The 24,051-nt window shown below is 41.6% G+C and carries 16 protein-coding genes, 1 tRNA gene and 2 rRNA genes; 5 read left to right on the forward strand and 14 right to left on the reverse strand.

What is annotated here, in order from left to right:
• Positions 1 to 17: 17 nt before the first annotated feature.
• The 3 genes from KZA12_RS08110 to recG form a co-directional block, all read right to left on the reverse strand.
• Entirely contained in the window at positions 18 to 3,143 is a 3,126-nt protein-coding gene (locus KZA12_RS08110) for an efflux RND transporter permease subunit (protein ID WP_218689878.1), read from the reverse strand.
• Positions 3,140 to 4,477, reverse strand: coding sequence for an efflux RND transporter periplasmic adaptor subunit (locus KZA12_RS08115; protein ID WP_218689879.1), 1,338 nt, complete (start codon positions 4,475 to 4,477; stop codon positions 3,140 to 3,142). Before KZA12_RS08115 ends, KZA12_RS08110 begins: the two co-directional genes overlap by 4 nt.
• Before the next feature lie 681 nt (positions 4,478 to 5,158).
• Positions 5,159 to 7,513 carry an ATP-dependent DNA helicase RecG gene (recG, locus tag KZA12_RS08120; protein WP_218689880.1) on the reverse strand — a complete coding sequence of 785 codons (2,355 nt, stop codon included), beginning with the start codon at positions 7,511 to 7,513 and terminating at the stop codon, positions 5,159 to 5,161.
• Positions 7,514 to 7,810: 297 nt separating this feature from the next.
• Between recG and KZA12_RS08125 the strand changes: the two genes are divergently transcribed.
• Positions 7,811 to 8,791, forward strand: a complete 981-nt coding sequence (locus KZA12_RS08125) for a patatin-like phospholipase family protein (protein ID WP_218689881.1) — start codon at positions 7,811 to 7,813, stop codon at positions 8,789 to 8,791.
• Positions 8,792 to 9,039: 248 nt separating this feature from the next.
• Here KZA12_RS08125 and KZA12_RS08130 read toward each other — a convergent pair whose 3' ends face one another.
• Together KZA12_RS08130 and KZA12_RS08135 are read right to left on the reverse strand one after the other, a co-directional pair.
• The gene (locus KZA12_RS08130; protein WP_218689882.1) at positions 9,040 to 10,827 is read right to left on the reverse strand and encodes a choice-of-anchor I family protein; all 1,788 of its coding nucleotides are present in this window, start codon (positions 10,825 to 10,827) and stop codon (positions 9,040 to 9,042) included.
• 294 nt (positions 10,828 to 11,121) lie between these two features.
• On the reverse strand, positions 11,122 to 11,706 hold the full coding sequence (locus tag KZA12_RS08135; protein ID WP_218689883.1) for a hypothetical protein: 585 nt from the start codon (positions 11,704 to 11,706) through the stop codon (positions 11,122 to 11,124).
• Positions 11,707 to 12,088: 382 nt separating this feature from the next.
• On the opposite strand from KZA12_RS08135, the gene argA reads away from it, so the two are divergent.
• Positions 12,089 to 13,411, forward strand: a complete 1,323-nt coding sequence (argA, locus tag KZA12_RS08140; protein ID WP_201623388.1) for an amino-acid N-acetyltransferase — start codon at positions 12,089 to 12,091, stop codon at positions 13,409 to 13,411.
• A 143-nt stretch (positions 13,412 to 13,554) separates the two neighbouring features.
• On the opposite strand, the gene KZA12_RS08145 is transcribed toward argA, so the two are convergent.
• The gene (locus tag KZA12_RS08145) at positions 13,555 to 14,277 is read right to left on the reverse strand and encodes an FKBP-type peptidyl-prolyl cis-trans isomerase (protein ID WP_218689884.1); all 723 of its coding nucleotides are present in this window, start codon (positions 14,275 to 14,277) and stop codon (positions 13,555 to 13,557) included.
• A 681-nt stretch (positions 14,278 to 14,958) separates the two neighbouring features.
• On the opposite strand from KZA12_RS08145, the gene KZA12_RS08150 reads away from it, so the two are divergent.
• Together KZA12_RS08150 and KZA12_RS08155 are read left to right on the forward strand one after the other, a co-directional pair.
• Positions 14,959 to 16,638 (forward strand): mechanosensitive ion channel, encoded by a 1,680-nt coding sequence (locus tag KZA12_RS08150; protein WP_201623390.1) that lies wholly within the window; start codon positions 14,959 to 14,961, stop codon positions 16,636 to 16,638.
• Positions 16,639 to 16,961: 323 nt separating this feature from the next.
• Complete coding sequence (locus tag KZA12_RS08155) at positions 16,962 to 17,744, forward strand: SDR family NAD(P)-dependent oxidoreductase (RefSeq protein ID WP_201623391.1); 783 nt, start codon at positions 16,962 to 16,964, stop codon at positions 17,742 to 17,744.
• Positions 17,745 to 17,765: 21 nt separating this feature from the next.
• Here KZA12_RS08155 and KZA12_RS08160 read toward each other — a convergent pair whose 3' ends face one another.
• From KZA12_RS08160 to KZA12_RS08170, 3 genes are all read right to left on the reverse strand, one after another.
• Positions 17,766 to 18,446 (reverse strand): lysophospholipid acyltransferase family protein, encoded by a 681-nt coding sequence (locus KZA12_RS08160; RefSeq protein WP_201623392.1) that lies wholly within the window; start codon positions 18,444 to 18,446, stop codon positions 17,766 to 17,768.
• A 155-nt stretch (positions 18,447 to 18,601) separates the two neighbouring features.
• On the reverse strand, positions 18,602 to 20,491 hold the full coding sequence (parE, locus tag KZA12_RS08165) for a DNA topoisomerase IV subunit B (RefSeq protein WP_218689885.1): 1,890 nt from the start codon (positions 20,489 to 20,491) through the stop codon (positions 18,602 to 18,604).
• 128 nt (positions 20,492 to 20,619) lie between these two features.
• Entirely contained in the window at positions 20,620 to 21,240 is a 621-nt protein-coding gene (locus KZA12_RS08170) for a YqiA/YcfP family alpha/beta fold hydrolase (RefSeq protein ID WP_218689886.1), read from the reverse strand.
• 223 nt (positions 21,241 to 21,463) lie between these two features.
• On the opposite strand from KZA12_RS08170, the gene KZA12_RS08175 reads away from it, so the two are divergent.
• Complete coding sequence (locus KZA12_RS08175; RefSeq protein ID WP_218689887.1) at positions 21,464 to 21,724, forward strand: DUF1289 domain-containing protein; 261 nt, start codon at positions 21,464 to 21,466, stop codon at positions 21,722 to 21,724.
• Positions 21,725 to 21,790: 66 nt separating this feature from the next.
• Here KZA12_RS08175 and KZA12_RS08180 read toward each other — a convergent pair whose 3' ends face one another.
• The 5 genes from KZA12_RS08180 to rrf (KZA12_RS08200) all read right to left on the reverse strand — a co-directional run bounded on the left by KZA12_RS08180 (position 21,791) and on the right by rrf (KZA12_RS08200) (position 24,007).
• A complete protein-coding gene (locus tag KZA12_RS08180) occupies positions 21,791 to 22,507 on the reverse strand; it encodes a hypothetical protein (protein WP_218689888.1) in 717 nt (238 codons plus the stop codon).
• A gap of 155 nt (positions 22,508 to 22,662) precedes the next feature.
• Positions 22,663 to 22,776, reverse strand: a 5S ribosomal RNA gene (gene rrf / locus KZA12_RS08185).
• A gap of 20 nt (positions 22,777 to 22,796) precedes the next feature.
• A tRNA-OTHER gene (locus tag KZA12_RS08190) sits at positions 22,797 to 22,899 on the reverse strand.
• Complete coding sequence (locus KZA12_RS08195; RefSeq protein WP_218689889.1) at positions 22,890 to 23,591, reverse strand: hypothetical protein; 702 nt, start codon at positions 23,589 to 23,591, stop codon at positions 22,890 to 22,892. The genes KZA12_RS08190 and KZA12_RS08195 overlap by 10 nt, the downstream gene beginning before the upstream one ends.
• A gap of 301 nt (positions 23,592 to 23,892) precedes the next feature.
• A 5S ribosomal RNA gene (rrf, locus tag KZA12_RS08200) occupies positions 23,893 to 24,007 on the reverse strand.
• Positions 24,008 to 24,051: the final 44 nt, after the last annotated feature.

The following is a 24,051-nucleotide window of genomic DNA, read 5'->3' on the forward strand; positions in this document are numbered from 1 at the left end:
CTGATAGGTAACAGTTACTATTTATCATTTTCAATAACAGGTTGTGGTTCATCATTAGAATTGTGAGCATTTTTACCATGCGGAATCAGCCATCGGCTAAACCAGCCTGACACATCGTCCATTAAGGTATAAACCACTGGAATCACCACTAAACTTAATAATGTAGAAGTCACTAAACCGCCTAGCACAGCGGCCGCCATCGGACGACGGAAGGTCGGATCAGCCTCGCCCCAGCCAAATACTAATGGCAGCATACCAGCACCCATTGCAATCGTAGTCATAATAATAGGCCGTGCCCGTTTGCGACAAGCATCAAGAATAGCGTCAAAGCGCATCAGCCCACGATTTTGCGCAATAATAGCGTAATCCACTAACAAAATAGAGTTTTTAGTAGCGATACCCATCAGCATGATAAAGCCAATCATCGATGGCATCGATAAGCTACTCTTAGTAAGGACTAGCCCGACGAAAGCACCGCCAATAGATAATGGCAGGGCCATAAGAATAGTAAAAGGCTGCAATAGCTTGCCGAATAATAAGATCAGTACCCCTAAGATACAGACAATGCCGACTGACATGGCGATAACAAAACCGCTAAATAGCTCAGCCATACTTTCGGCTTGGCCTTGATCAATCACCGTGATAGAGGCCGGTAAACTCTGCATAGTTGGCGTACCTTTTACCGCTTCTATTAGCTCACCTAGCGCACCATCATTAGGCTGCACAGTAATACTAATAGCACGCTCACGATCCAGTCGCTTAATTTGGGCAGGCCCCGTACCAAAGTCTAAACTGGCCACTTCCCCTACTCGCACCCCTTGTCCAGTTGCTTGGCTAGTAGGTACGTATAACCCCTCTAACTGATTAACGCTTTGTTTGGCGATATCAGGCAAGCGTACTACTATCGGTATCTGCCGTGTATCTAAATTGAGCTTAGATAAGCTCTGCTCATAGTCGCCAACTGTAGCGATACGTAAAGTGTTAGCTATAGCTTGGGTAGTCACCCCTTTATCGGCCATCGCTAAGCGATCAGGGGTTACCGTCAGCTCTTGACGTGGCAGACTACGGTCACTGGTGACCGAACCCACCATAGGTAAAGCACGAATATCACTCATAATCTGTTGTACGGTTTTTTCTAATACTTCTGGGCTAGTACTAGTTAACGAAAAATTATAACCGGTCTCACCGCCGCTTGATAAGCCAACAGTGAAACGGGCACTGGGGACTTCTGACAATATCGAACTGATCTGTTGTTCAATTTGTTGCTTAGAGCCACGCTCAGCTCGTGGAGCTAATACTATATCTAGTCCAGCAATGTTTTTAGCTTTACCACCGCTAGATTCTGAGCCCATAGAGGCTTGTCCCTCACCAATAGAGGTAAAGATATGGGTGACCTCGGGCAAAGCTAATATACGCTCACTTGCCAGCGCGGCTACCCGTTCTGTATCTGCCAATTCTACATCCGGAGTCAGCTCAATCGCTACTCGTGTCTGGTCGATATCATTATCAGGAATAAAACCCGTAGGCAGTAGTTTAACTAATCCCAGCGAGGCGACAAACAGCACTAAAGTTGCACCCATAGTCAGCCAACGATGCTTTAGCGTCCAGGAGACTACCTTGAGGTAGCCAGTCATCATCGAGCTTTGTTTTTCAACGTGCTTTTTTTCAGGACGCAAGATATAAGCGGCCATCATTGGAGTAATAAGACGCGCCACCATTAACGAGGCAAAAATAGCCAACGCTGCTGTCCAACCAAATTGACGGAAGAACTGACCAACAATACCGCCCATAAAAGCAGTAGGTAAAAACACCGCAATCAAAGTAAAAGTGGTGGCTACTACTGCTAGGCCAATTTCATCAGCTGCCTCCATCGCTGCTTGATAAGGCGTCTTACCCATGCGTAAATGGCGCATGATGTTTTCGACTTCAACGATAGCATCATCGACTAGCACCCCTATAACTAAGGACAAGGCCAGTAGCGAGATAATATTGAGGCTGAAATCAAATAAATACATCCCTAAAAAGGTAGGAATAATCGATAGTGGCAGGGCTACAGCGGTGACAATAGTGGCACGGATATTTCGTAAGAATAAAAACACTACGATAACCGCAAGAATCCCCCCTTCAATCAACATCCGTAATGATGCTGAATAGTCCTCAGCGACTGGCGTTGCTCGATCATAGACTTTTTCTACCGTGATATTAGGCATATCCGTCGCCAGCTTAGCCAGTTCAGTATCTATACGCTCAGTCACCTCCACTTCACTAGCACCACGCGAGCGCACTACGTTAAAGGCCACCACCACTTTTCCATCAAGCTTAGCGATAGAGTTTGGGTCGTCAGGACCATCAGTGACTTCAGCCATGCGTCCTAGCGCTTGCGTACCGCCTGTAGGAACCGCTATCTGTAGGTCATTGAGCTCACGGGCACGCTCAACAGCGCCTAACACTCGAATGGTTTGGGTGCTGTTCCCGACTTCCGATTCACCACCTGAGCTGTCCTGCTGAATACCAGAGATTTGCTGTGACAGCTGACTGATAGACAACTGCAATCCACTTAAGGCTATAGGATCTGCTGCTACAGTAATTTTGCGCTCAAGGCCACCAATACGGCTGATTGAGCCGACCCCTTGGATATCAGATAAGCGCTTAGTAATCGTATCATCAACGAACCAAGATAGATCCTCAACGCTCATATTGTCAGCAGCTACTGAATAAGTAACCACCGGAAAGCCGGAGGTAGAAACTTTAGTAATAATAGGGTCATTCGCCGCAGCGGGGAGGTCACCACGTACTTCTCCGACTGCCGAGCGCACATCATCGACAGCTTCTTGGATATCTTTATCTAATACAAACTCAGTAGCAATAGTTGCAGCCCCCGTCTGTAAGGTGCTGCGAATATGTTTAATACCATTAATGCTAGTGAGTTTATTTTCTATTTTTTTGGCAATATCATTTTCTAACTGCGCCGGCGCTGCTCCAGGCAAGGTCACTGTCACTACTACCGCTGGTAAATCAATATCAGGGAACTGTTGGACTTTCATTTGACGAAAGCCAAATAATCCGCCCATGGTTAGCAAGACAAATAGCAGAATCGCTACTAATGGGTTTTTGATTGAATAGGAGGATACGTTAAAGTTCATAATGGGGCCTGCGCTTGTTTTTGCGCAGAAGATGAGGTAGCGGCACCTTTACTATCGACAATACGTACCAAATCGCCCTCATTTAAAAAGCTACCACCTTGCTTAACTAGCCTACTACCTGCTGGCAAAGCTTCAACAACAGCCACATTATTGCCTAAACGCTCGCCTAAAGTGACTCGCTGCTGCTTAATTTTCCCTATTGTTTTGTTATCCTTAGTCTCAATAGCGGTCACTAGCATCACATAATCATAACCATCATTACTGACAATCGCGCTATTAGGGACCGTTTGAGTATTTTCGCTACCTAATAAAAATTCACCCGTTTGATACATACCAGCACGAGCATTTGAATTACTAGCGAGACTAGCATAAATAGTGATTTGACGATTATTATCAGCTGTTGGCGCGATCCGGCGTACTTCGCCCATTACTAACTGGCCTTGTGGCAAGCTCACTTTCACTGGAGTCCCCACTTTTACGTCTGCTATTAGCTTAGGATCGATGTCAGCTTGCCACTCCAATATACCGTCTTTTATAATAGTGAATAACGGCTCGCCACCAGCAACCATACCTACGTCCACTTTCTTTTCGCTGATAATGCCACTAACAGGAGCTACTACTTGCGCATTGTTTAAGGCTAAGTTTTGGCTACTAAGTCGTGCTTTTGACGCTTGTAATGCTGCGCGCGCTTGTAGCTCTGAGGTACGATAGCGATCGGCTTCTTGTTTGCTGATAGCGTCAATATCTACCAAAGGTAATACTCGTATCGCATCTGCCTTAGCATTAGCAAGCGTAGCTTCAGCTTCAGCCACATCAGCTTCTGCTTGCACTATTTGTTGACGCACAGCATCAGTGTCAAATATTGCCAATACTTGACCAGCTTTGACGCGCTGACCTTCCTCGACTAATATTCGTTCGATAGCCACGCCGCTGACTTTAGCGCTAACGTTAGCGATATCTTTGGCACTAATAGTGCCGTCAGCTTTGAGCGTACTACCGATATTATCTTGACTTGGCATAACGGTTTCGACTGATAGTACCGCTTGCTCAGCACTAACATTAGCCTTATTATCCTCAGGCGCCTTAGTAGTTTGACTAGTAGTGCCAACATTACCATTGACGCTATCATCGGCCTTATCAGCACCCCAATACTTACCTAACAATACCCCACCAATAAGTACCGCAAGCAATACTGGCCACAGCCATATTGGTAGCTTTGCTGCGGGTATATTTTTATCAACCTGACGATATGGCGGTAGTTCAGACGCCACTACCGGCTTAGGCTCATTAGCATTAGGCGCTTGCTTACTATTAAGATCTGGAAGGTCACTCATAATCGGTCTCTATAAACAGGGGCAGTAATGACATTAAGCGATGGCTATAAAAAACTGTTCAATAACAATGACTAGTAATTATACTTGATTTGCATTGAGGGTGTTAAATTAGCTAGAACTTATAGAGTCACTATCCTGCTATTGCCCAACAATATCATTAAGCAAAGCAGGTATAAAATAGGTGCGAAAAGCTAGTACTGATAACTTAATGGACAAGTTAACTTGTTAAAAATATTGAGAGTGAGGATGGGAAATGACGTAGGAGTGGTCATTGAGACTAGGCCTTTAGAACAGGATTTTAAATAATAGATTTATCTAGAATTTTTAGAAGAGGGGGCAGTAGCAACAGTATTTGATAATACAGAAGTGTCTACTTCGATAAAGCTAGCGACCTAATTAGTGTCATAGTAGCCTTGATGGCGTTGATGGCCTTGATGGCGTTGATGGCATTGATAGCATTGTTAGCTTTAATAATGGCGACGATTTTTCTGCAGGATTAGCGATAGCTTATAAAAGCCAACCCAACGGCATTTCTAATGCCAACACTCCCAGTTAACCTTTATTGACTGTTAGTAAAAGAGGCAAGCCTTAATGAGACATTAGACTACAGCTTGCAATGACTTTAACACGGCTATACAGGCGTTAATTAATAACACAAATATCCACAATCAATATCAAACATCAAGCATTAGTATAACGGCTTGCCTCTGGCATCCAGCGATGAATAAGTTGACTGACATCAGCCTTGCGTTCAGTGTCATTAATCAGATGCTTAGCTAGGCTTTGCGCAATCGCAAATAACTGCTCATCACGAATTAGATCCGCTAAGTAATAACCAATATTACCTGTTTGCCGCTTACCCAGCAATTCGCCAGGTCCCCGCAGCTCTAAATCTTTTTGCGCAATGACAAAACCATCAGTGCTATCACGCAATACATTTAGGCGCTCAGTACCAATATCCGATAATGGCTTTTGGTAAAGTAGCACACAGTAGCTCTTAGTTGAGCCACGGCCTACTCGTCCACGTAACTGATGCAGTTGTGATAGACCCAAACGCTCAGCATTTTCGATGACCATTAATGAGGCATTTGGTACATCAACGCCGACTTCGATGACTGTAGTAGCAATCAGTAAATCCAACTCGCCAGCCTTAAACTGCTGCATGATTTGTTGCTTGTCGACCGACTTCATCTTGCCATGTACTAGCCCAATACGAATATCTAAGCGCTCATTTAAGTCTTCATAAGTAGCCTCAGCAGCTTGGGCATCAAGCACACTAGACTCTTCTACTAGCGAGCATACCCAATAAGCTTGTCGCCCAGCTGCGCAATTGATAGCGATACGCTCAATGACCTCGTCACGGCGATTACGATCAATAGTCACCGTGGTGATCGGTGTGCGCCCTGGCGGTAGCTCGTCAATAATAGAGGTATCCATATCACCGTAGACACTCATCGCCAGCGTACGTGGTATTGGAGTAGCCGTCATAATAAGCTGATGCGGCGTACTACCAGCCACCCCTTTGTTAGTCAGCGCCATACGCTGCTCAACCCCAAAGCGATGTTGCTCATCAATAATAACTAATCCTAGTTTGGCAAACTGCACAGCTTCTTGAAACAGTGCATGAGTACCGACTACTATCTGCACCGTATTATCCGCAACTGCTGCTAGAGCTTCGCGGCGCTGCTTTACCGTTTGCTTGCCAGCTAGCCAGCCAACCCCAATACCTAACGGCTCAAACCACTGTTTAAAATTTGATAAATGCTGTTCGGCTAAAATTTCAGTCGGTGCCATAACCGCCACTTGCCAGCCACTATCTAATGCGTAACCTGCCGCGCCAGCTGCTACTAAAGTCTTACCAGAACCCACATCGCCTTGTATCAACCTTAGCATCGGAATAGAAGTGGCCATATCAGCCGTGATATCTTTCATAACTCGCTGCTGGGCACCAGTTAACTCAAAAGGTAAAGCAGCAAACAACTTGTCGGTTAATGGGCTTTGGCTGGCGCATTTTGGCGCTTTAAACTGATGCAACTGTTGACGCCGATACAATAAACTTAGCTGATGAGCAGTCAGCTCTTCAATGATCAAACGCTGGCAGGCGGCGTGGGTACGTGCACTTAGTTGGGTCAACAGATTATACTGCTGAGTGGCATCGGTATAAGTAGGCGGCGTATGTAGTAATACTAGAGCTTCAAATATAGTTAAATTATAGACGTTATTATTAAGATTGCTTGCTGCTAGCTTATCGGACTGAGGGTTGACTGTAGTGTGGCCCTTACTAAGCGTATGGTCATAAACAGCAGGATTGTTTTTTTGAACACTGCTATCAGGTACTTTATGCGCCAGAGTGGCAAATACATCTTCTGCATCGACCTCTTCGGTTATTGCCATCTGCGGGGCTAGAAAAGGCGCTAAGGGCAAATCGGCAACCGTAGCAAAATCATCTCTAGTTAATAAGGTCATGGGTAGACCCTCACTACGCACCGTTTGCAGCGCCAGTTTAATCAGCGTACGCAGCTTATTTTGATGCAGTCCCTTTACCGTAGGATAGATAGGCTGCAAACCAATATCGGTCACTGCCGTATTGCCGGTAATCACTTGGTACTCAGGGTGATGGATCTGCTTGCCATAGCGGGTGACTTTAACTTCTCCAAATAATTGCAGCTCAGTACCTAAGCTCATGGTTTGTTGTAGACCACGATAAACCTTAAAAAACCTTAAACCTACCGTGCCGGTACCATCATCTATTATCACCGTCATACCGCTACGCTTATTATCGACGTGCACCACACGACCAGTAATCAGCGCAGCTTGCCCATGCCCTACATCAGCTATCGATAATAGACGACTGCGATCCTCATAGCCACGTGGCAAATGCAAAAGCAGATCAAATATGCGTACGATACCCAATTGTGCCAATTGCTCAGCGACTTTGGGTCCAACACCCCCCAGCGCAGATATCGACATATCCAATGCTGAGGCAGGCTGGTTATTTATAGGACGGATGATTGACTGTGTTGCAGGTGTGGGCATTAAAGATCCTAACAATATGACTCTGCTATTAAGGACAGTCTAAGCGTAAACCATTAGGCTGTGGCTTAAAGTATTTATTCTGCCTAATACTTTCGGCTTAGGATGGCATAGCTTATGACAGCGAAGTTAATACTATTAAATTATAATAATCAATCCGCTAGCAAAAAACTTACTCTTAGCATTATAGCTGATAATATAATGAATTATGCTAAGCATTAAACAGTAGTGTTTTTTTGATTTGTTAACCACTTAAGATACTAACATTTTTATTAAAATAATTTTATATTAAGGTTTTTTATGCCTGTATTATTAACTACTAAGCTCTCTATGCGTCTAAGTCTTGTCGTAACCTTGACGCTGTTTACTGGCGCTTGTAGCAGCCTGACACCCACCGTTTCCGCTACTCAATCGGCTATAAAAGCACCTAGTGTCGCTCTAGTATTAGGTGGTGGCGGTGCCAAAGGCTTCGCTCATGTAGGGGTCATTCAGGCGTTGCAAGAGAATGGGATTACCCCAACGTTAATAGTGGGTACTAGCATGGGCAGTTTAATTGGTAGTCTCTACGCTAGTGGCATGACGGCTGATGATCTTGAGCAATTAGCGGTAACTACTCCGGATAGTGACTTGATAGATTTCACCCTATCCAATCAAGGCTTTATTCAAGGTATTAAGCTCAAAAACTTTATCAACGCCAAAGTAGCTGGGCAGTCGATAGAGGATTTCCCTATTACCTTTGCCGCTGTAGCAGCAGAAAAAGACAGTTTAAGAAAGGCGGTGTTCACTACTGGCAATGCTGGACTAGCTGTACAAGCCTCTTGTAGCGTGCCTAATATTTTTATTGCCCCACGCATTCCAGAGACTGTTGGCAAAAAATATATTGATGGTGGGGTGATCAGTATTGTGCCAGTTGATAGTGCTATTGAATTGGGAGCGGATATGGTTATCGCCGTTGATGTTACAGCACCTGCTTCGAGCAATAATGCTAATAAGCTATCGAAACTGAGTTCACTCACATCGCTAACCAGCTTTTGGGGCTTGTTAGAGAATAATGTTGCGTCTACAGCCAATGCTGGTGCTGCTAACAGCAGTCGCTCAAAAGCGGGCGAGCTGCAGCGGGCAGATGTGGTGATTACTCCTGACGTCGGTCATATTAGCTCTTTAGATAGCAGCCAACGTCGTGCCTTGATCGAGGCAGGTCGAACGGCTACTACCTCACAAATTAAGGTTATCAAGCAATTGATCGCTGAGAAGTCGAATAGTAAGTACACTACTCTTTAAGTTAATTGCTAGCAGCAGTATCTACTTGTAAAGATGCAACCTGCTTTAGTAGCCTGCCTCAGTGCGTAAACTCCTATTTATTAATGCTCTAGCGGCTCGGGATAATCTTGAGCGATAAAAAAACCCATAAGCGATAGTTAGCTTATGGGGAGTCGATTAGAATTCAATGATCAACAGTAATGCCGTAACCTGTTTTTATATCAAGTTGCACCAGCCATACTCATAGGAATATGAGTGCGCTATTACTTTTACTTTAGAAAATCTAATTCAAATACTCTTGAGCTACCACTGACCTCAAAGCCAACCAATAACAGCGGTTTGCCAGACGGCGAATTTTTACTAGAGACAAAGGTCAAACCCTCAGGGCCTAAATCGCCATCAGCATTAGCCAGTGCCGTCCCTGCATGGGCAGCCGATAATTTGGCGTCATCAAAGCTACGGGTATTTATTTCACCGAGCAGTTTGACGTTTATGGGATCAGTCACATCAAACGCCATTATACTAGAGATACGCTCAAGCCCTACAAAAGCGATAGTCTGCGAGCCGACTTGACCTATAGTGACGCCTTCAGGCTCTACTCCTTTATTATCACTACGATTATCGAAGCCATTATTATCATTACTAGCATTAAAGTTATTAGGGTATTTTTCAGCGATGTATTTTTCCATGAGACTGCCACTATCATAGATAGGCGTGCTCATATTCTCAGTGTCCCAAATACTAAAAGAGCGTGCGCCAAAACTATATAAGGTATTATAAAGTCCATCATTACCACGGCCCATGACTGATGAAAAGGCCAACCTACCTAGCGCTTTTTTATCTGCGCAGTCCAGTCCATGACACGCAGAAGCATCATACTTGCCAGTGTTAACTTGCCCTTTTGGGTATCGCATCTCTTCGCTAAAGTTACCCCACTCGCGTGCATCACCTTCATTGGCAGTCACCAAATAAGTTTTTTTACCGATAGAGTAAGTAGCTATGGCGTCTGGCATATACATGCCCATAATAGGCCAAGTAGTAATATGGATAGCGCCATCTTTATCACTCACGTCTAACTCGTTACTGACTTGGGCATGATCTTTAGCCCCTAGCGCCTTAATACCCGTTACTGTAGCGCTATTAATATCAATCAAGGCAATGGCATTATTCTCTTGTAAGCTCACATAAGCAGTCTTGCCATCTTGCGACACTGCAATATACTCCGGCTCTAAATCTTCAGCTACAGAACTCATCGAGCCATCTGCTTTTTGACCAAAGATGCGCACACCAGAATCGATTAAGCTCTGCTTCTGCGAATTATAGCTATCAAAGCTAGCGGTCTTGACGATAGGACGATTGATATCGATAATATTAATCACACTTACTGAGCCTTCAGCATCAATAATATAGTCATCATCGGGCTCCCCTTCGTTGGCCACTAGTAGCGTATTGCCATCAGCAGTAAAAGTCACCATATCCGGTAGCGCGCCTACCTCAATACTACTAATACGCTCTAAAGTACTAGCGTTATACAGTACCACATGACCTTTATCCGTCTTGATATTGGCTTGTACTGCAAGCGCCACAATGTCACCATGCACCGCCACACTATTCACTGTACTACCAATATCGGCTACATCAAGCGAGCTTATAAACGTCGGACTATTGATGTCAGTTAAATCAATCACATCAACCTTTTTATTTTGAGCATTGACCACAAAAGAGCGTCGGCTAGCAGGATGAAAAGCAATAATTTCAGCAGCAGACTCATCAAAGCTGCCATGGACATAACTACCAGCAGGTACAAAATTCACTTTAGAGTAAACGCTGCCTACAGAAACATCACCAGTGCCTATACCACCACCCATACCGTTAATACCATTGTTATCCTCATTGCAAGCTGCTAACCCAGTTATAAAAAAGGCTGGCATCACTAAGCTTATAGCGGTACGGGCTAGCTTACGCCTTAATTTTTGGTCTGCTGGCGCGACTGTTATCCACTTAGTGATCAGCTGATCTTTATTAGCTAGTATCGAGGCATGGTTGGCATCAAGCATTGGCAATGTCCTTATTGATGAATAGTTGGCCGTAATAGTGAGCGACTGCTGACTGCGCTTGTCTACAGTTCGTTATATCACTACTAATAATAGTACTTGCTGAATATGAAAGAACGATGACACTTAGCGGACTATTCAACTGAGTACTAATAAAGGACTAGCTAAAAACATGGCAAAAAAAAGCACTACCATAAGCAATGATAGTGCTTTTAGATACTGAATCGACAAAATGGCTATCGACTTGTACTTTAGATTTAGCTTCAGATTTAGCTTCAGATTTAAAATTAAAGTAACTTATTTAACTCGGGCACGATATTTAACCATCACCGTATCATTTAAGCCAACCCCTTCTAGATTCCAGCGTAGCGCCTGATAGTATTGTAATGGTATCTCTTGAGTCTGACCATTGACTTGTCCTCGTAGTGGCATACGTGCAAAAGCATTACCATCAACACTAGCAAAAGCAAAGTCTGGTGTAACAGCACCCAACAACTCAACTTGTTGCGGAATGCTTAGACTAACAGTCATCTTGCGTACGCGATCGGCATTGGTATTAGTAAAAAACCCTTGATACTCTAAGATATTACCAGACTGCAAACGCGTATTTTCATTTACCGGAACCAACAGCTCTTGGCCGTTAGCATCAACACTAATAAGCGAAGCAGTGATTCTGCTAGTGATCGCCTGAGCATTTGAACTAGTGTTATTGCTTGAGACTTGCATAGCGACAGGGTTATTAGTAGCCGCTTCTGGCGTTGGGAGCATAGCTGACGCCTGCGTAACTACCATTGCGCCAACTAACGTACCGGCAACGACATGGAATAGACGATGACCGCTCCAAGCGGCAAAAGGATTAGCAAAAGAGTTGGTTTTTTTCATGATATCTAGGGTTCCTAATTAAGGTGTCGGTAAAACCACACTAATAAAAATAGAGGATTACAAGTTCAAAGGCGACTTTTTGGCTGCTTAAATTAGTCACTGAATATCGATTACTATCGATCAGTCACTAAAGGGCTGCATCTTTATCATAATCTTATACTTTATATTGTTTTTAAGATATAGAGAATATAACAGCTATTAGCATAGCAAAAAGTATTTATAGGTATATTAACCCCGTGTTTAGGTTGTGTATAAAATTGGACTTAGCACTCTAAAATAAAAAGATAGCTCACAACCCTATTTTTTGCTATGGTAAATCTTTAGAGTCGATAAAAACTTTACTCAACCTTCCTTTTTCTTTCTAATACTTCGTGTTCCTACTATGACTACTAGCGCCATGCCAAAGATAAACCCTGAATACGTCCATTGGTTCCGTAATTCTGCTCCCTATATCAATACTCATCGCGGCAAAACTTTCGTGATTATGTTTGGTGGTGAGGCGGTTAAACATGCAAATTTTAGTACGCTTATCCATGATTTTGCGTTATTGCATAGCTTAGGTATTAAGCTGGTACTAGTGCATGGTGCGCGACCACAAATTGAGAATAGTCTCCAAGAAGCTGGTATTGTCTCGCCACTGCATAAAGACATTCGAGTCACACCACGTACAGCGATGCCGCCTATTCTACAAGCGGTTGGTGCTATTCGTCTGCAAATTGAGGCGCAGCTATCAATGGGCTTGGCCAACTCTCCTATGTATGGCTCGCGTATCGATGCTGTCTCAGGCAATTTTGTCACAGCACGCCCATACGGTATTCGTGACGGCGTTGACTATCAGATGACTGGGGAAGTTCGCTCGATAGATATTGATGCGATAAAAAACAATCTGCTGCATAATCATATTGTTATTCTAGGCTCAATGGGTTTTTCAGCTACTGGCGAAGTATTCAATCTCTTGGCTGAAGACGTCGCTCTTAGTGCCGCAGTAGCGCTAGGCGCAGATAAGCTTATTTTCTTAGGCGAAGAGGCTGATATTAATGACAATGGTCGCCCACTTCATGAGATGATTCCTAATGAAGTCGATCGCTTCTTGCGTGAGCGTGATATTAATAATGAAATTAATTATTTCTTACATTGTGCTAGTAGTGCCTGCCGTCAGGGAGTGCATCGCACCCATATCATCTCATATGCCAAAGACGGTGCCCTGCTGGAAGAATTATTCACTCGTGATGGTTCTGGCACTCTAATTAGCCATGACCCTTATGAAGAAATTCGCCATGCCAATATCGATGACGTCGTTGGTCTGACAGAATTATTAGCCCCTTTAGAAGATCAAGGCATTCTAGTAGCCCGTTCACGCGAGCGCTTAGAGCAAGAGATTGATCTGTATAGTGTGATTGAACGTGATGGTATGATTTTAGGCTGCGCCGCATTGCATCCATTAGATGACGATTCAGCAGAAGTGGCTTGTGTCGCCGTCCATCCTGATTATCGTAAAGGCAGTCGCGGTACTGATCTATTGGCATTTTTGGAGCAACAAGCTCGCAGTCATGGACTACTCAAACTTTTTGTATTGACTACTCGTACTGCGCATTGGTTTGTAGAGCAAGGCTTTGTAGAAGTTGACGCTAGTGCTTTACCTGAATCCCGACAGCAGCAATACCATAATGGACGTAACTCTAAAGTATTCCAGAAAAAGCTATAGATAGTCGCTTTAATGTCCGCTATTAGCCTTATAAAAAAAGCCCTCATACTATAAATATGAGGGCTTTTTTTATAAGGTTAAAATAACTTATTAAAATACAGTGTTATTTTCAGTTATTGTATTTTCAGTTATTGTATTTTCAATTATTTTACTTTTAGTAGTTCAACGACAAATACTAACGTGCTGTTAGGGTCGATGCCTTGATTGCCAGCCTCGCCATAAGCAATATCAGAAGGGATATAGAATTCATACTTTGCACCTTCTTTCATTAACTGAACGCCTTCAGTCCAGCCAGCAATAACTTGGTTCAACGGGAATTCAACTGGTTCGCCACGCTCATATGAGCTATCGAACACTGTACCATCAATCAATTTACCTTCGTAGTTTACTTCGACTACGTCAGTAGCTTTTGGTGATTTGCCAGTACCAGGAGTCAACACTTTATATTGTAGGCCTGAAGCGGTTACTTTAACCCCTTCTTTTTTAGCGTTCTCAGCTAAAAATGCTGCGCCCTTAGTTTTATTCTCTGCAGTTTTAGTTGCCATATCTTTCACAAACTTCTCCTCTTGTACTTTTTGATAGTCCGTCAATACTTTTTCCATTTGTTCTTTAGTCAAAGCTGACTTACTGCCTTCGTAACCATCACGGAAGCCTTTTTCAAAGGTATCGATGTCTAAATCAGCAATAGACTCTTTGTTGCCTTCAGCCATCATATAACCCAAGCTATAGCCTACTTTTTGTTCAGCTGTACTTTGCTCAGTTACTGATATGCTAGCGGCAGCAGTTTCTTTGGTATTAGTATTACAACCAGTTAATAGCATAGCACTGGCCAGCACACTAAAAGTCAAAGTGGTGATTTTTTTCATATATTACTCTCGAATGATCAGAACATTAATTAGTTTTTACCTGAATCACATCATAACAAATCTTAGTTTTATGGGCTATTAATAAGATGAAATTATCGATACAGTGTATAGTTCTTGTTAATTATGATAGCTAAGATAACAAGTTATCACACAACTATAGTGCGATGTTAATCATTCTATCTTTAACTATACCGCTAGATCGGCTAAGCTGAATTTAGTTAAATAATGACTCATAATCTGTGAATTAGTATTTCAATTGCTAAAATATGACCAATCTTATGTAAATTCTTACCGAGTAAACTTTATATCCACCTTCTATCAGGTTATTCATTAACACTGACAGTATGAGTTAATATAATAGTCGCCCATTCTTAAAGCACTTCTATCCATAGCATAGCCACTGAAAATAAAGGTATTCCATCAATTATTTAGATTGGTAGACTTTACTATAAATATATAGCTACTGTTATTGTATATACTGTAGTTATGTCAGTACTTAAGTAGTTAACGACTATTGTCTATTTTGATACCTATTATTAGCTACTCACAACAATACGATTTTACTGCTCAGCAATGAAATCAGCGCAAGAATAATTTTAATTAAAAATACTATTTATATGTTAACAATCTTTAAGAGCTAAACTCCTCACTGTTAACATATTATAATTAGAGGAACAAAGGATGAATCCAATGCTTACATCGTTTAATGGTTATCTTGGCGGGCCAATCGGCTCTATCATCGGTGCTATTTTGATTTTTATCATTGGTTGGCTGGTTGCCCTTGGTATAGCGTCGCTAGTACGTAATGTATTAGCAAGAATTAATATCAATCAGCGCATGAACACCTCAACAGGTAAATCTTACGACTTAGAAGGTATTATTTCTAAAATCGTGTTTTGGTTTATTTTTATTATCGCTATTTCCATGGCACTCGATCAACTGAACTTAAATTCTATTTCAGCACCATTTGCAAATATGGTAGGTCAAGTCTTGTCATTTATCCCTAATCTTATTGCAGCTATTGCTGTTGGTATCATTGGTTGGGTTGTCGCCACTGTAGTACGTACTGCTATTACTGCAGCGTTAGCTAAAACGACTATGGATGAGCGCCTAAGCAGTCATGCTGGCGTTAAGCCTATGAGCAGCACTATCGCTGACATAGTTTATTGGTTCATTTTATTAATCGTACTAACTATGGTTTTAGGTCAATTAGAGCTTGATGGTTTGTTTGCTCCATTAACTAACATGGTTGGCAAGATTTTTGACTTTATCCCCAATATTCTTATTGCTGGTGTGGTCTTTGTGGTGGGTTATATCATCGCCAAGGTTGTACGTGGTATTGTAACCAATCTTGTTTCTACCTTTAATGTACAAGAACTTGCTTCAAAAGCAGGTTTAAGTCAGCAAAACAGCTTACCTAATATCGCTGGTTCTTTAGCGTTCTTAGTAGTCATTATTCCAACTATCATCGCGGCCTTAAATGCTTTGAAAATTGAAGTAATCGCTCGTCCTGCAACCAACATGCTTAATAAGATCATGGAAGCACTGCCTAATATCTTTATGGCAACTGCTATCTTAGTAGTGACGTATTATGTCATACGTATGGTCGCTAACATCATCAAAGGCTTATTAGAGAACACTCAGATCAATCAATTGCCTGCCAAAGTAGGTTTGCAAGAAACCATGGGCGACAAAAAGATCTCTGATCTAGTTGGCTATGCGATTATCTTCTTCGCTATGTTGTTTGCTGCTATCGCCGCAGCTGATTTGTTAGGTTTCGAACCTATCTCCGCTATTATTACTATGTTTATCGCTTTCGGTGCCAACATCATATTAGGCGCAGTTATCCTATTCATCGGTTTCTGGCTTGCTAATATCATTGCTGGTGTGGTTGAACGTTCTGAAAAAGGCTCACAATTCCTAGCCAATATCGTCCGTGTATTAATTATGGGCTTAGTATTAGCTATGGGTCTAAAAGCCATGGGTATCGCTGACTCTATCGTTAACTTAGCATTTGGTCTAACTTTAGGCGCAGTAGCAGTAGCTTTTGCTCTATCATTCGGTCTTGGTGGTCAAGAAGCTGCCGGTCGTTTCCTGCGTAAAATGCAAGATAAGATGGATGATGAACATAAAGAAGCTAAAGCAAAATCAGCACTTACTCCTAGTAAATCTACTCAAGAAAAAGTTGCAGAGTCTGTTCGTGATAACACGCCTTCAGCAGCAACAACTTCTACTAACGATTTGCGCACAGATATCGTAGATACTAGTACTCTTCATACTAATACTACCGATATTAGTAATAATGCTAAAAAGAGCTTATTGCCTGGTACCGGTTTAGTTGATGATGATACTAACCTATAAGCTTTTATAGACGTCTATTTATCGATATAAAAAAGACAGCTTAGGCTGTCTTTTTTTGTGGGTGCTTATCAAGCCCTTACGCTATTAATCGAGACATTAGCAGCTACTAGCCCTATAGTTATCACTTATGATGGCTAGAACTGTTAACAATATAATGTCATTCAGGCTAAAGGCAATAAATGTCTGCCTGACAAGCTGTCGCTTTCATAATCATGACTTGCTATGATGAAACACCATATACCAAGAAGTAAAAATATAGTATTTTAACCAATTATTAAATGCATTCATAAAACCCTGCTTTATGACCACAAGGATTAGAGATCATGAAACGCTTTAAAGAAAAAACGGTTATTGTTACTGGAGCCGGCTCAGGAATAGGCCGTGCAACCGCCCTACGCTTCGCCAATGAAGGCGCTAATGTGGTATTAGTGGGCCGTACTCTTAAGACCTTGCAAGACACTGCTAAAGAGTTTCCCAAAGATCGTACTTGGATTCACGTTGATAATTATTTAACGGTGGTTTGTGATATTAGTACAGAAGACCAAGTGCAAGAAATGATAGCACTAGTAGTAGAAAAATTCGGCAGGATTGATGTGCTAGTGAATAACGCTGGCAAAGCAACTCAAGGTAAAATAACTGAACTGTCTGCTGAACAGTGGAAATCGGCCATAGATATTAATCTAAACGGTACTTTCTACGTTTGCAAAGCGGCTATGCCTCAGTTAATCGCCTCCAAAGGTAACATTGTTAATGTCTCCTCGCTCTCTGGGGTCGGCGGTGACTGGAACATGGCAGCTTACAACGCCGCAAAAGCTGGTGTCAGTAATCTAACTCGAACTTTAGCGCTAGATCATGGCGTTGATGGGGTGAGAGTGAATGCCGTCAACCCGAGCGTAACTAAAACCAACATGACTAGCGCCATTCAAGATAATGAAATTAAGACTGAGAAATTTTTAGCCCGCTGTCCCCTTGGTCGCCTTGCCAGCCCTGAAGATATCGCTGCAGCTATTACCTTTTTAGCCAGTGACGATGCGGCTATGATCACTGGCGTCAATCTACCTGTTGATGGCGGCGTTAGCGCTTCAAATGGTCAGCCACAGTTTTAACCGATCATTAGTGCTAACTGATTATTCAATAGTGTTGTTGATGTCCTGTAGCGGCTGCGATAGACGCTCAGGATGTCTAGGCAGCACACCACGATATTGCTCATAAATCTTTGGCAAGTCAGCTTCGATATCGCCAGTAGGATATACCAGAGATAAAAAGCGTACTTCTTTAGTATTGTAATCAAGCGCCACTGGCAAAATCGGCACATTAGCGCCTAGTGCTAGATAATAAAATCCAGTTTTCCAGCTTTCAGTATAGTCACGCGTGCCTTCAGGCGATAAACCTAAAAATAGTGGTTCGCCATTTTTGAATTTATCAATACTGGTTTGTAGCACTGAGCCTTTGTCACTACGATCAATAGGTATTATGCCCATCCACTGTAGTAACTGCTTTAATACGGGCACTTTAAACAAAGTATGCTTACCCATAATGCTGATTTTTATATCTAACGCAAACAGAGAAGGAAGTGCATAAACGCCATCAATGTTAGAGGTATGCGGTAGCGCTAGTACTACTGCTTGTGAAATATTAGGTATTTCACCGACTGTGCGCCAACCAGCAACTTTCATCAGCCACGACGAAATGGGAGGCACAATGCTGCCATTGCGCTTAGGGACTAAATTCCCTAAATCTTTTCTGGTCAATTTAGGGAGTTTTTTAGAGCGAGCGATCTTAGAATGTGTTGCAGACTTGGATGTCATAATGGCACCGCATAATAAAAATATACTGCCATCATAACATCAACCTAAGCTTACTAAATTATCTTTTATAGGCTTTTGTCCAACAATAACCTTATGGATTATTAGCACTAAAAAACCTATTAATATATAATATATTATGCTATAAAAACAGTAGCTTACAACGCTATATCAGCCAAGTTGCCTTTGTCTTCTAGCCATGACTTACGATCAGCTGAGCGTTTTTTGGCTAATAGCATATCCATCACACTATTAGTCAATACCATATCATCCATATCTAACTGCACGAGACGACGAGTATCACGATTCATAGTAGTTTCTCGCAGCTGCTCAGCGCTCATTTCTCCCAGACCTTTAAAGCGAGTGATTTGCGCTTTTTTATTACCTGGGACTTGGGCTAATATATGCTGAAGCTCTGGCTCATCTAAAGCATAGTGCACCTCTCGACCCACATCCACTCGATACAAAGGTGGCATTGCCACAAATAGATGACCGGCATCCACTAGCGCTGGGAAATGCTTTACAAACAAGGCGCAAATCAGGGTAGCAATATGCAGGCCATCCGAATCGGCATCGGCTAAGATACAGACTTTGTCATAGCGCAGTTCAGACAGATCATCAGAGGCGGGATCAACACCGATAGCAATAGCAATATCATGGATCTCTTGGCTCGATAGTACCGTATCGGAAGATACTTCCCAAGTATTTAGAATCTTACCGCGTAAGGGCAATATCGCCTGATAATGGCGATCTCGTGCTTGCTTAGCACTACCACCAGCTGAATCCCCTTCTACCAAAAACAACTCTGCCCCATCACGTAAATCACCACGACAGTCTGCCAACTTACCGGGTAAGGCTGGGCCTTGAGTAATCTTTTTACGAGCGACTTTTTTAGCGGATTTAAGACGACGACCAGCTTTGTTAATCGCCAGCTCAGCTATTTGTGTACCTAAATCAGCATGTTTGTTAAGCCATAAGCTAAAGGCATCTTTGGCTAAAGTTTGTACGGCTCCAGCAGCTTCCCGACTAGAAAGACGCTCTTTAGTCTGTCCTGAAAATTGCGGCTCAGAGAATTTTAGCGATAAGATATAGTTAATTCCATCCCATACGTCCTCTGCAGTCAGCTTCACACTGCGAGGTAGCAAGTTATGAATATCACAGAACTCACGTAACGCCTCTAAGATACCAGTACGTAGACCATTTACGTGCGTACCCCCTTGGGCGGTAGGAATAAGGTTCACATAGCTCTCTTGCACTGGTGTGCCACCTTCAGGTAACCACGACAAGGCAAAAGTAATTCCTGCCCGTGCACCATCTTGAGCTTCATGATGATAATAAAAAGGCACTTCTGGCAGCGTCTCAAGGCCATCTAGCTGCTCACCTAAATACTCAACGACCCCGTCAGTGAACTGCCAAACGATCTTTTCGTTATTAATATCATCAACGAACTCAATAGTAAGACCAGCGGCTAATACTGCTTTTGCTTTTAAATTATGCTTGAGCTGCTTAATATTGAATTTAGGGCTATCAAAAAAACTGCCATCCGCCCAAAAATGTACTTTAGTACCGCGCTTACGCTTGTTAGGGCTGACCGACTCGACCAATTCGGTTACAGGTGCGCCATTCTCAAGTGCCATATCATACTGGATAGCATCACGCCAAACGGTAACTTCAAGGCGTGTGGACAGGGCGTTAACTACTGAAATACCTACTCCATGCAGACCACCTGAAACTTGATAGTTAGAGGTCGAAAACTTACCGCCAGCATGCAGACGAGTTAAAATAATCTCAATACCGGTTTGCTTAAACTCAGGATGAATATCCGTCGGCATACCACGGCCATCATCTTCCACTGATAACGACCCATCCTCATACAGATGCACTTTAATGGTTTTTGCATAACCTGCTAATGCTTCATCTACTGAGTTATCGATGACTTCTTGCGCCAGATGATTGGGACGAGTAGTATCAGTATACATACCAGGACGGCGACGTACTGGTTCAAGCCCTTCTAAAACTTCTAACGATTGTGCCGTATATTCGCTCACAAATACTTTCCTTAATATCTAAAAACGATAAATGCTATCTCGTTATTATAACCAAAAACCCTATACTAAAGGCCGATAGTTATCAGCGTACGTCATATAATGTCGCCTCTTTTGGTAAGCTACGCTAGCTATAGTTGTTTTAGTATTTCAAAAACTTCCGGTAAATGCTCTTTAAAATCACTAAAGCGATGATCACCACCTGCTTGCATAATCACCGTCGCACCTTGATGCTTATAAAACGCTGCTGATAGATTAGCATCGAGTAATTCATCGCCTTTTTTTAGCAGCACCGTAACTTGACTCGGATTATCAACCGATAAGAGTTGGTGATGAGCGAACCACTGCAAATCAGCTTTAGTGATAGACCAGCCGCCATCAGTAGTATGCAGCACCTTGTCCTTATCATTATCTGTCTTTAAGGTATCAGCACTCTTATCAGCTTCAAAACGTTGTAAGGTAATATGCGGTAAAGTACTTGGATTAATAAGCAGCGCAGGACAACCTGTTTCATTACTGACCAAAGTAGCGAAGTAACCGCCTAATGAGCTGCCGACCAGCACAACTTCAGCCTCAATATCTAGCTCTGCCACTAACTGCAATAATTTATCAAAGACTATTTTCGGTGGTTGATTGAGATCAGGGCGATGCACTTTAATGTCAGCATGGTGCTGTTGGCAGTATTCCTCTAATAACAGACCCTTGGTAGAATTGGCGTCACTATCTAGCCCATGAATATAGATAAGGTTCATGTCTTTGCTCACTTGTTAGATTTGTTTTTGTTTTATGATAAGAATTTAGTCTATGCTAAAAATCATAGCATATAGCGATCTAGAGTAATAATAGCAATATGGCACACTGATAAGCAGTAGAGGCATAATAGAGCTATTAATCCAGCTGTTTTTGCATAAGTGTATTTTTTATGAAAGTGCAGTATTATGTATTAAAAGACCGCACAATGAGCGTGATATCGCCATGACTCAACAAATCGAATTGTTTGATATTGCCAGTCCCTGCGTTAGTGTTTGCACTAGCAATAAAAAGGGCTATTGCTTCGGCTGTCTGCGCAGTCGTACCGAGCGTCAACTATGGCTGAGTATGACCAATGAACAGCGTCGTGACGTGCTAAGACTAATAGCAGGACGTAAACAGCGTATTGAACAGATGCGACTACTTAAAGGGCAGCAATTGGGTTTTGATTTTGAGGAATTGGTTGAGGTTGGGGAGTTGTTTTAGTGAATGAGTGAATGGAATGATTTCAGGAAACAATGCAAATTTTTAGACAGCATTATTATTCACGTATTACAACCTTTCAACACCTATGATCCTGTCTACTGTTATTGAATCTCCTAATGAATCAAAAAATATATTTGCAATCGAGCTAGCTTCAATTTCATTTTTACCATCTTGAACCAATTTTAAAAAAAATAATGCCCTTGAGACTTCATTACCTATTGGTTTCGCAGTGAACGAAACTAGGCAAGGGATAGTACTATTTTGGAAACGCGAAACTAGTTGATAATAGTTTTCTCCAAGTAGACTACCTGCAATGTCCTCAACTAACTCAGGTACTTGAGTATAATTGTGGTATGAATCAGGAGCTGCTATTGCTAAACATCTAATCATAAAAGCAAAAGGACCTTCATCATTTATATTAGATTTAGCAGAGACAGAAACATTATTAATATAACTTCCCGAAGCTACAAGACCACCTGATAAAGACTTTAACATTATACAGAGCTTAGGATACATTGCTTTTTTGGTAAGTATTCCATATTCGTGAAATGAATTTATGTCCTTCACACGTGTACCATGAAACCACAAAACTTCAAAAGTGTTATTAGGTATTCCTATCTCACTTATTACTGAGAAATAAATATCATCCAAAATTTCTTTAATTTCTTTTTCCTCATCATTTATAACTTTAGAAAGAACTCTTAAAATTTTGACTTCTGTAACATCAAATATTTTACATATAGATGACAAGGCTGTGTCGAATGTAGAGCAATCTAGCAACATAAAGTTGTTCCTTTTTATACCGCACCTTAAAATTACAGCAGTTTGAAAACCATCTCAATAACATAGAGTATATTTTAAGAATAAAAGTATAGCTAAAACTATGCATAAAAATAAGCCCTTTTTGCGTTAGCAAAAGGGGCTTATCAAGAATAAAGAGTTAACGAAAACTTACTCTCACATGGGCGAACCACACTACCATTGGCGCTACGATGTTTCACTTCTGAATTCAGGAAGAGATCAGGTAGAGCCATTATGCTATTGCTATAGAACTCTAAATAATTATTAATAATGGTGGCTTACTCCAGAATCGAACTAGAATCCTCCCCTTCAAGAGTAATCTTGTTTTAAAAATACTCTTGAAGGGGGATACTTTACCATTAAGCTAGTAGGCCAGTATTTTTTCGCATCTCTCATAGGAAATACCATACTCACTTCTTAGAAAACCTATTGCATAATTCTTTCGTCTAATTTCTGCTTGGGTTGACCAAGTTTTTAAAGGTATAGTCTCTTTTAATCGTTTATCTCCTGGATCTAGCTTTTCTTCGAATAAAGGAAGAATATCCAATAAAATATTAGTGAATAACTTTGCATCATGAAAATTCAAAGAATCAAAACTATTCGGTGCACTAACCATACCGTATTGATTTCTTATTAAGACAAAGCTATCACTTTCTCTCTTAAAAAATCTGTCAACTGAAAGCCTATTTTCTTTAGATGGGTGAACAGTTGCATTTCTAACTAGTCTATAATAGTCGATTAATTTAAGTATATGAGAGTTTATATTTGATACACTTTCAATATCATTGACGTCTATATTGCTACGAAATTTGTCAATTGGAGTTTTTTTTGGATCATTTTTCCAATCAGTTTGAAAAAGATTCTCATACTCTTTGCGATAGGCAGTTAAATAGAGATCTAATCCACTATATACATTGACAATATTTAGCTTTGCAGCACTACCCAAAACTCGTTCTGACTGCAATCCATCTACTTTAACATTAAATCTGTCTGCAATTATAGACCAAGGGTCATTGAACTCAGTATTTAACTCTAAGGCTGATTTATCAGTATGCTGAACAGCCACATAGATTCCTGCTGATGTAGCTGTAAGTTCACCTATAAAATTCTTAAAAGTTCTAAAACAATGTGTGGAAAAACTGCCCAATATACTTTCTCTATATAATTGTTAACAATGTATTACTTCAAGTGATCTTGTGTTGACACAATATATTACTAATATAACATTAAAAGTTCAACCAATAACTTTTAGCTAATACAGTATTAAACCTCAAACATTTAAGAGTATAATTTTAGCGACTGACTTTATCCCAACAAAAGAAAAGCCCCCAACGAATTAACGTTGGGGGCTTTATCTAAGAATAGAAAGCTGACGATGACCTACTCTCACATGGCCGGAGCCACACTACCATTGGCGCGATGATGTTTCACTTCTGAGTTCGAGAAGGGATCAGGTGGGGCCATCATGCTATTGTCGTCAGCAAAGGGGGTTAGATATGAGTCTGTTTTTATTGTTTTTGACTTAA

Source organism: Psychrobacter sp. BF1 (genome assembly GCF_019279065.1).
Taxonomy (GTDB): Bacteria; Pseudomonadota; Gammaproteobacteria; order Pseudomonadales; family Moraxellaceae; genus Psychrobacter; species Psychrobacter urativorans.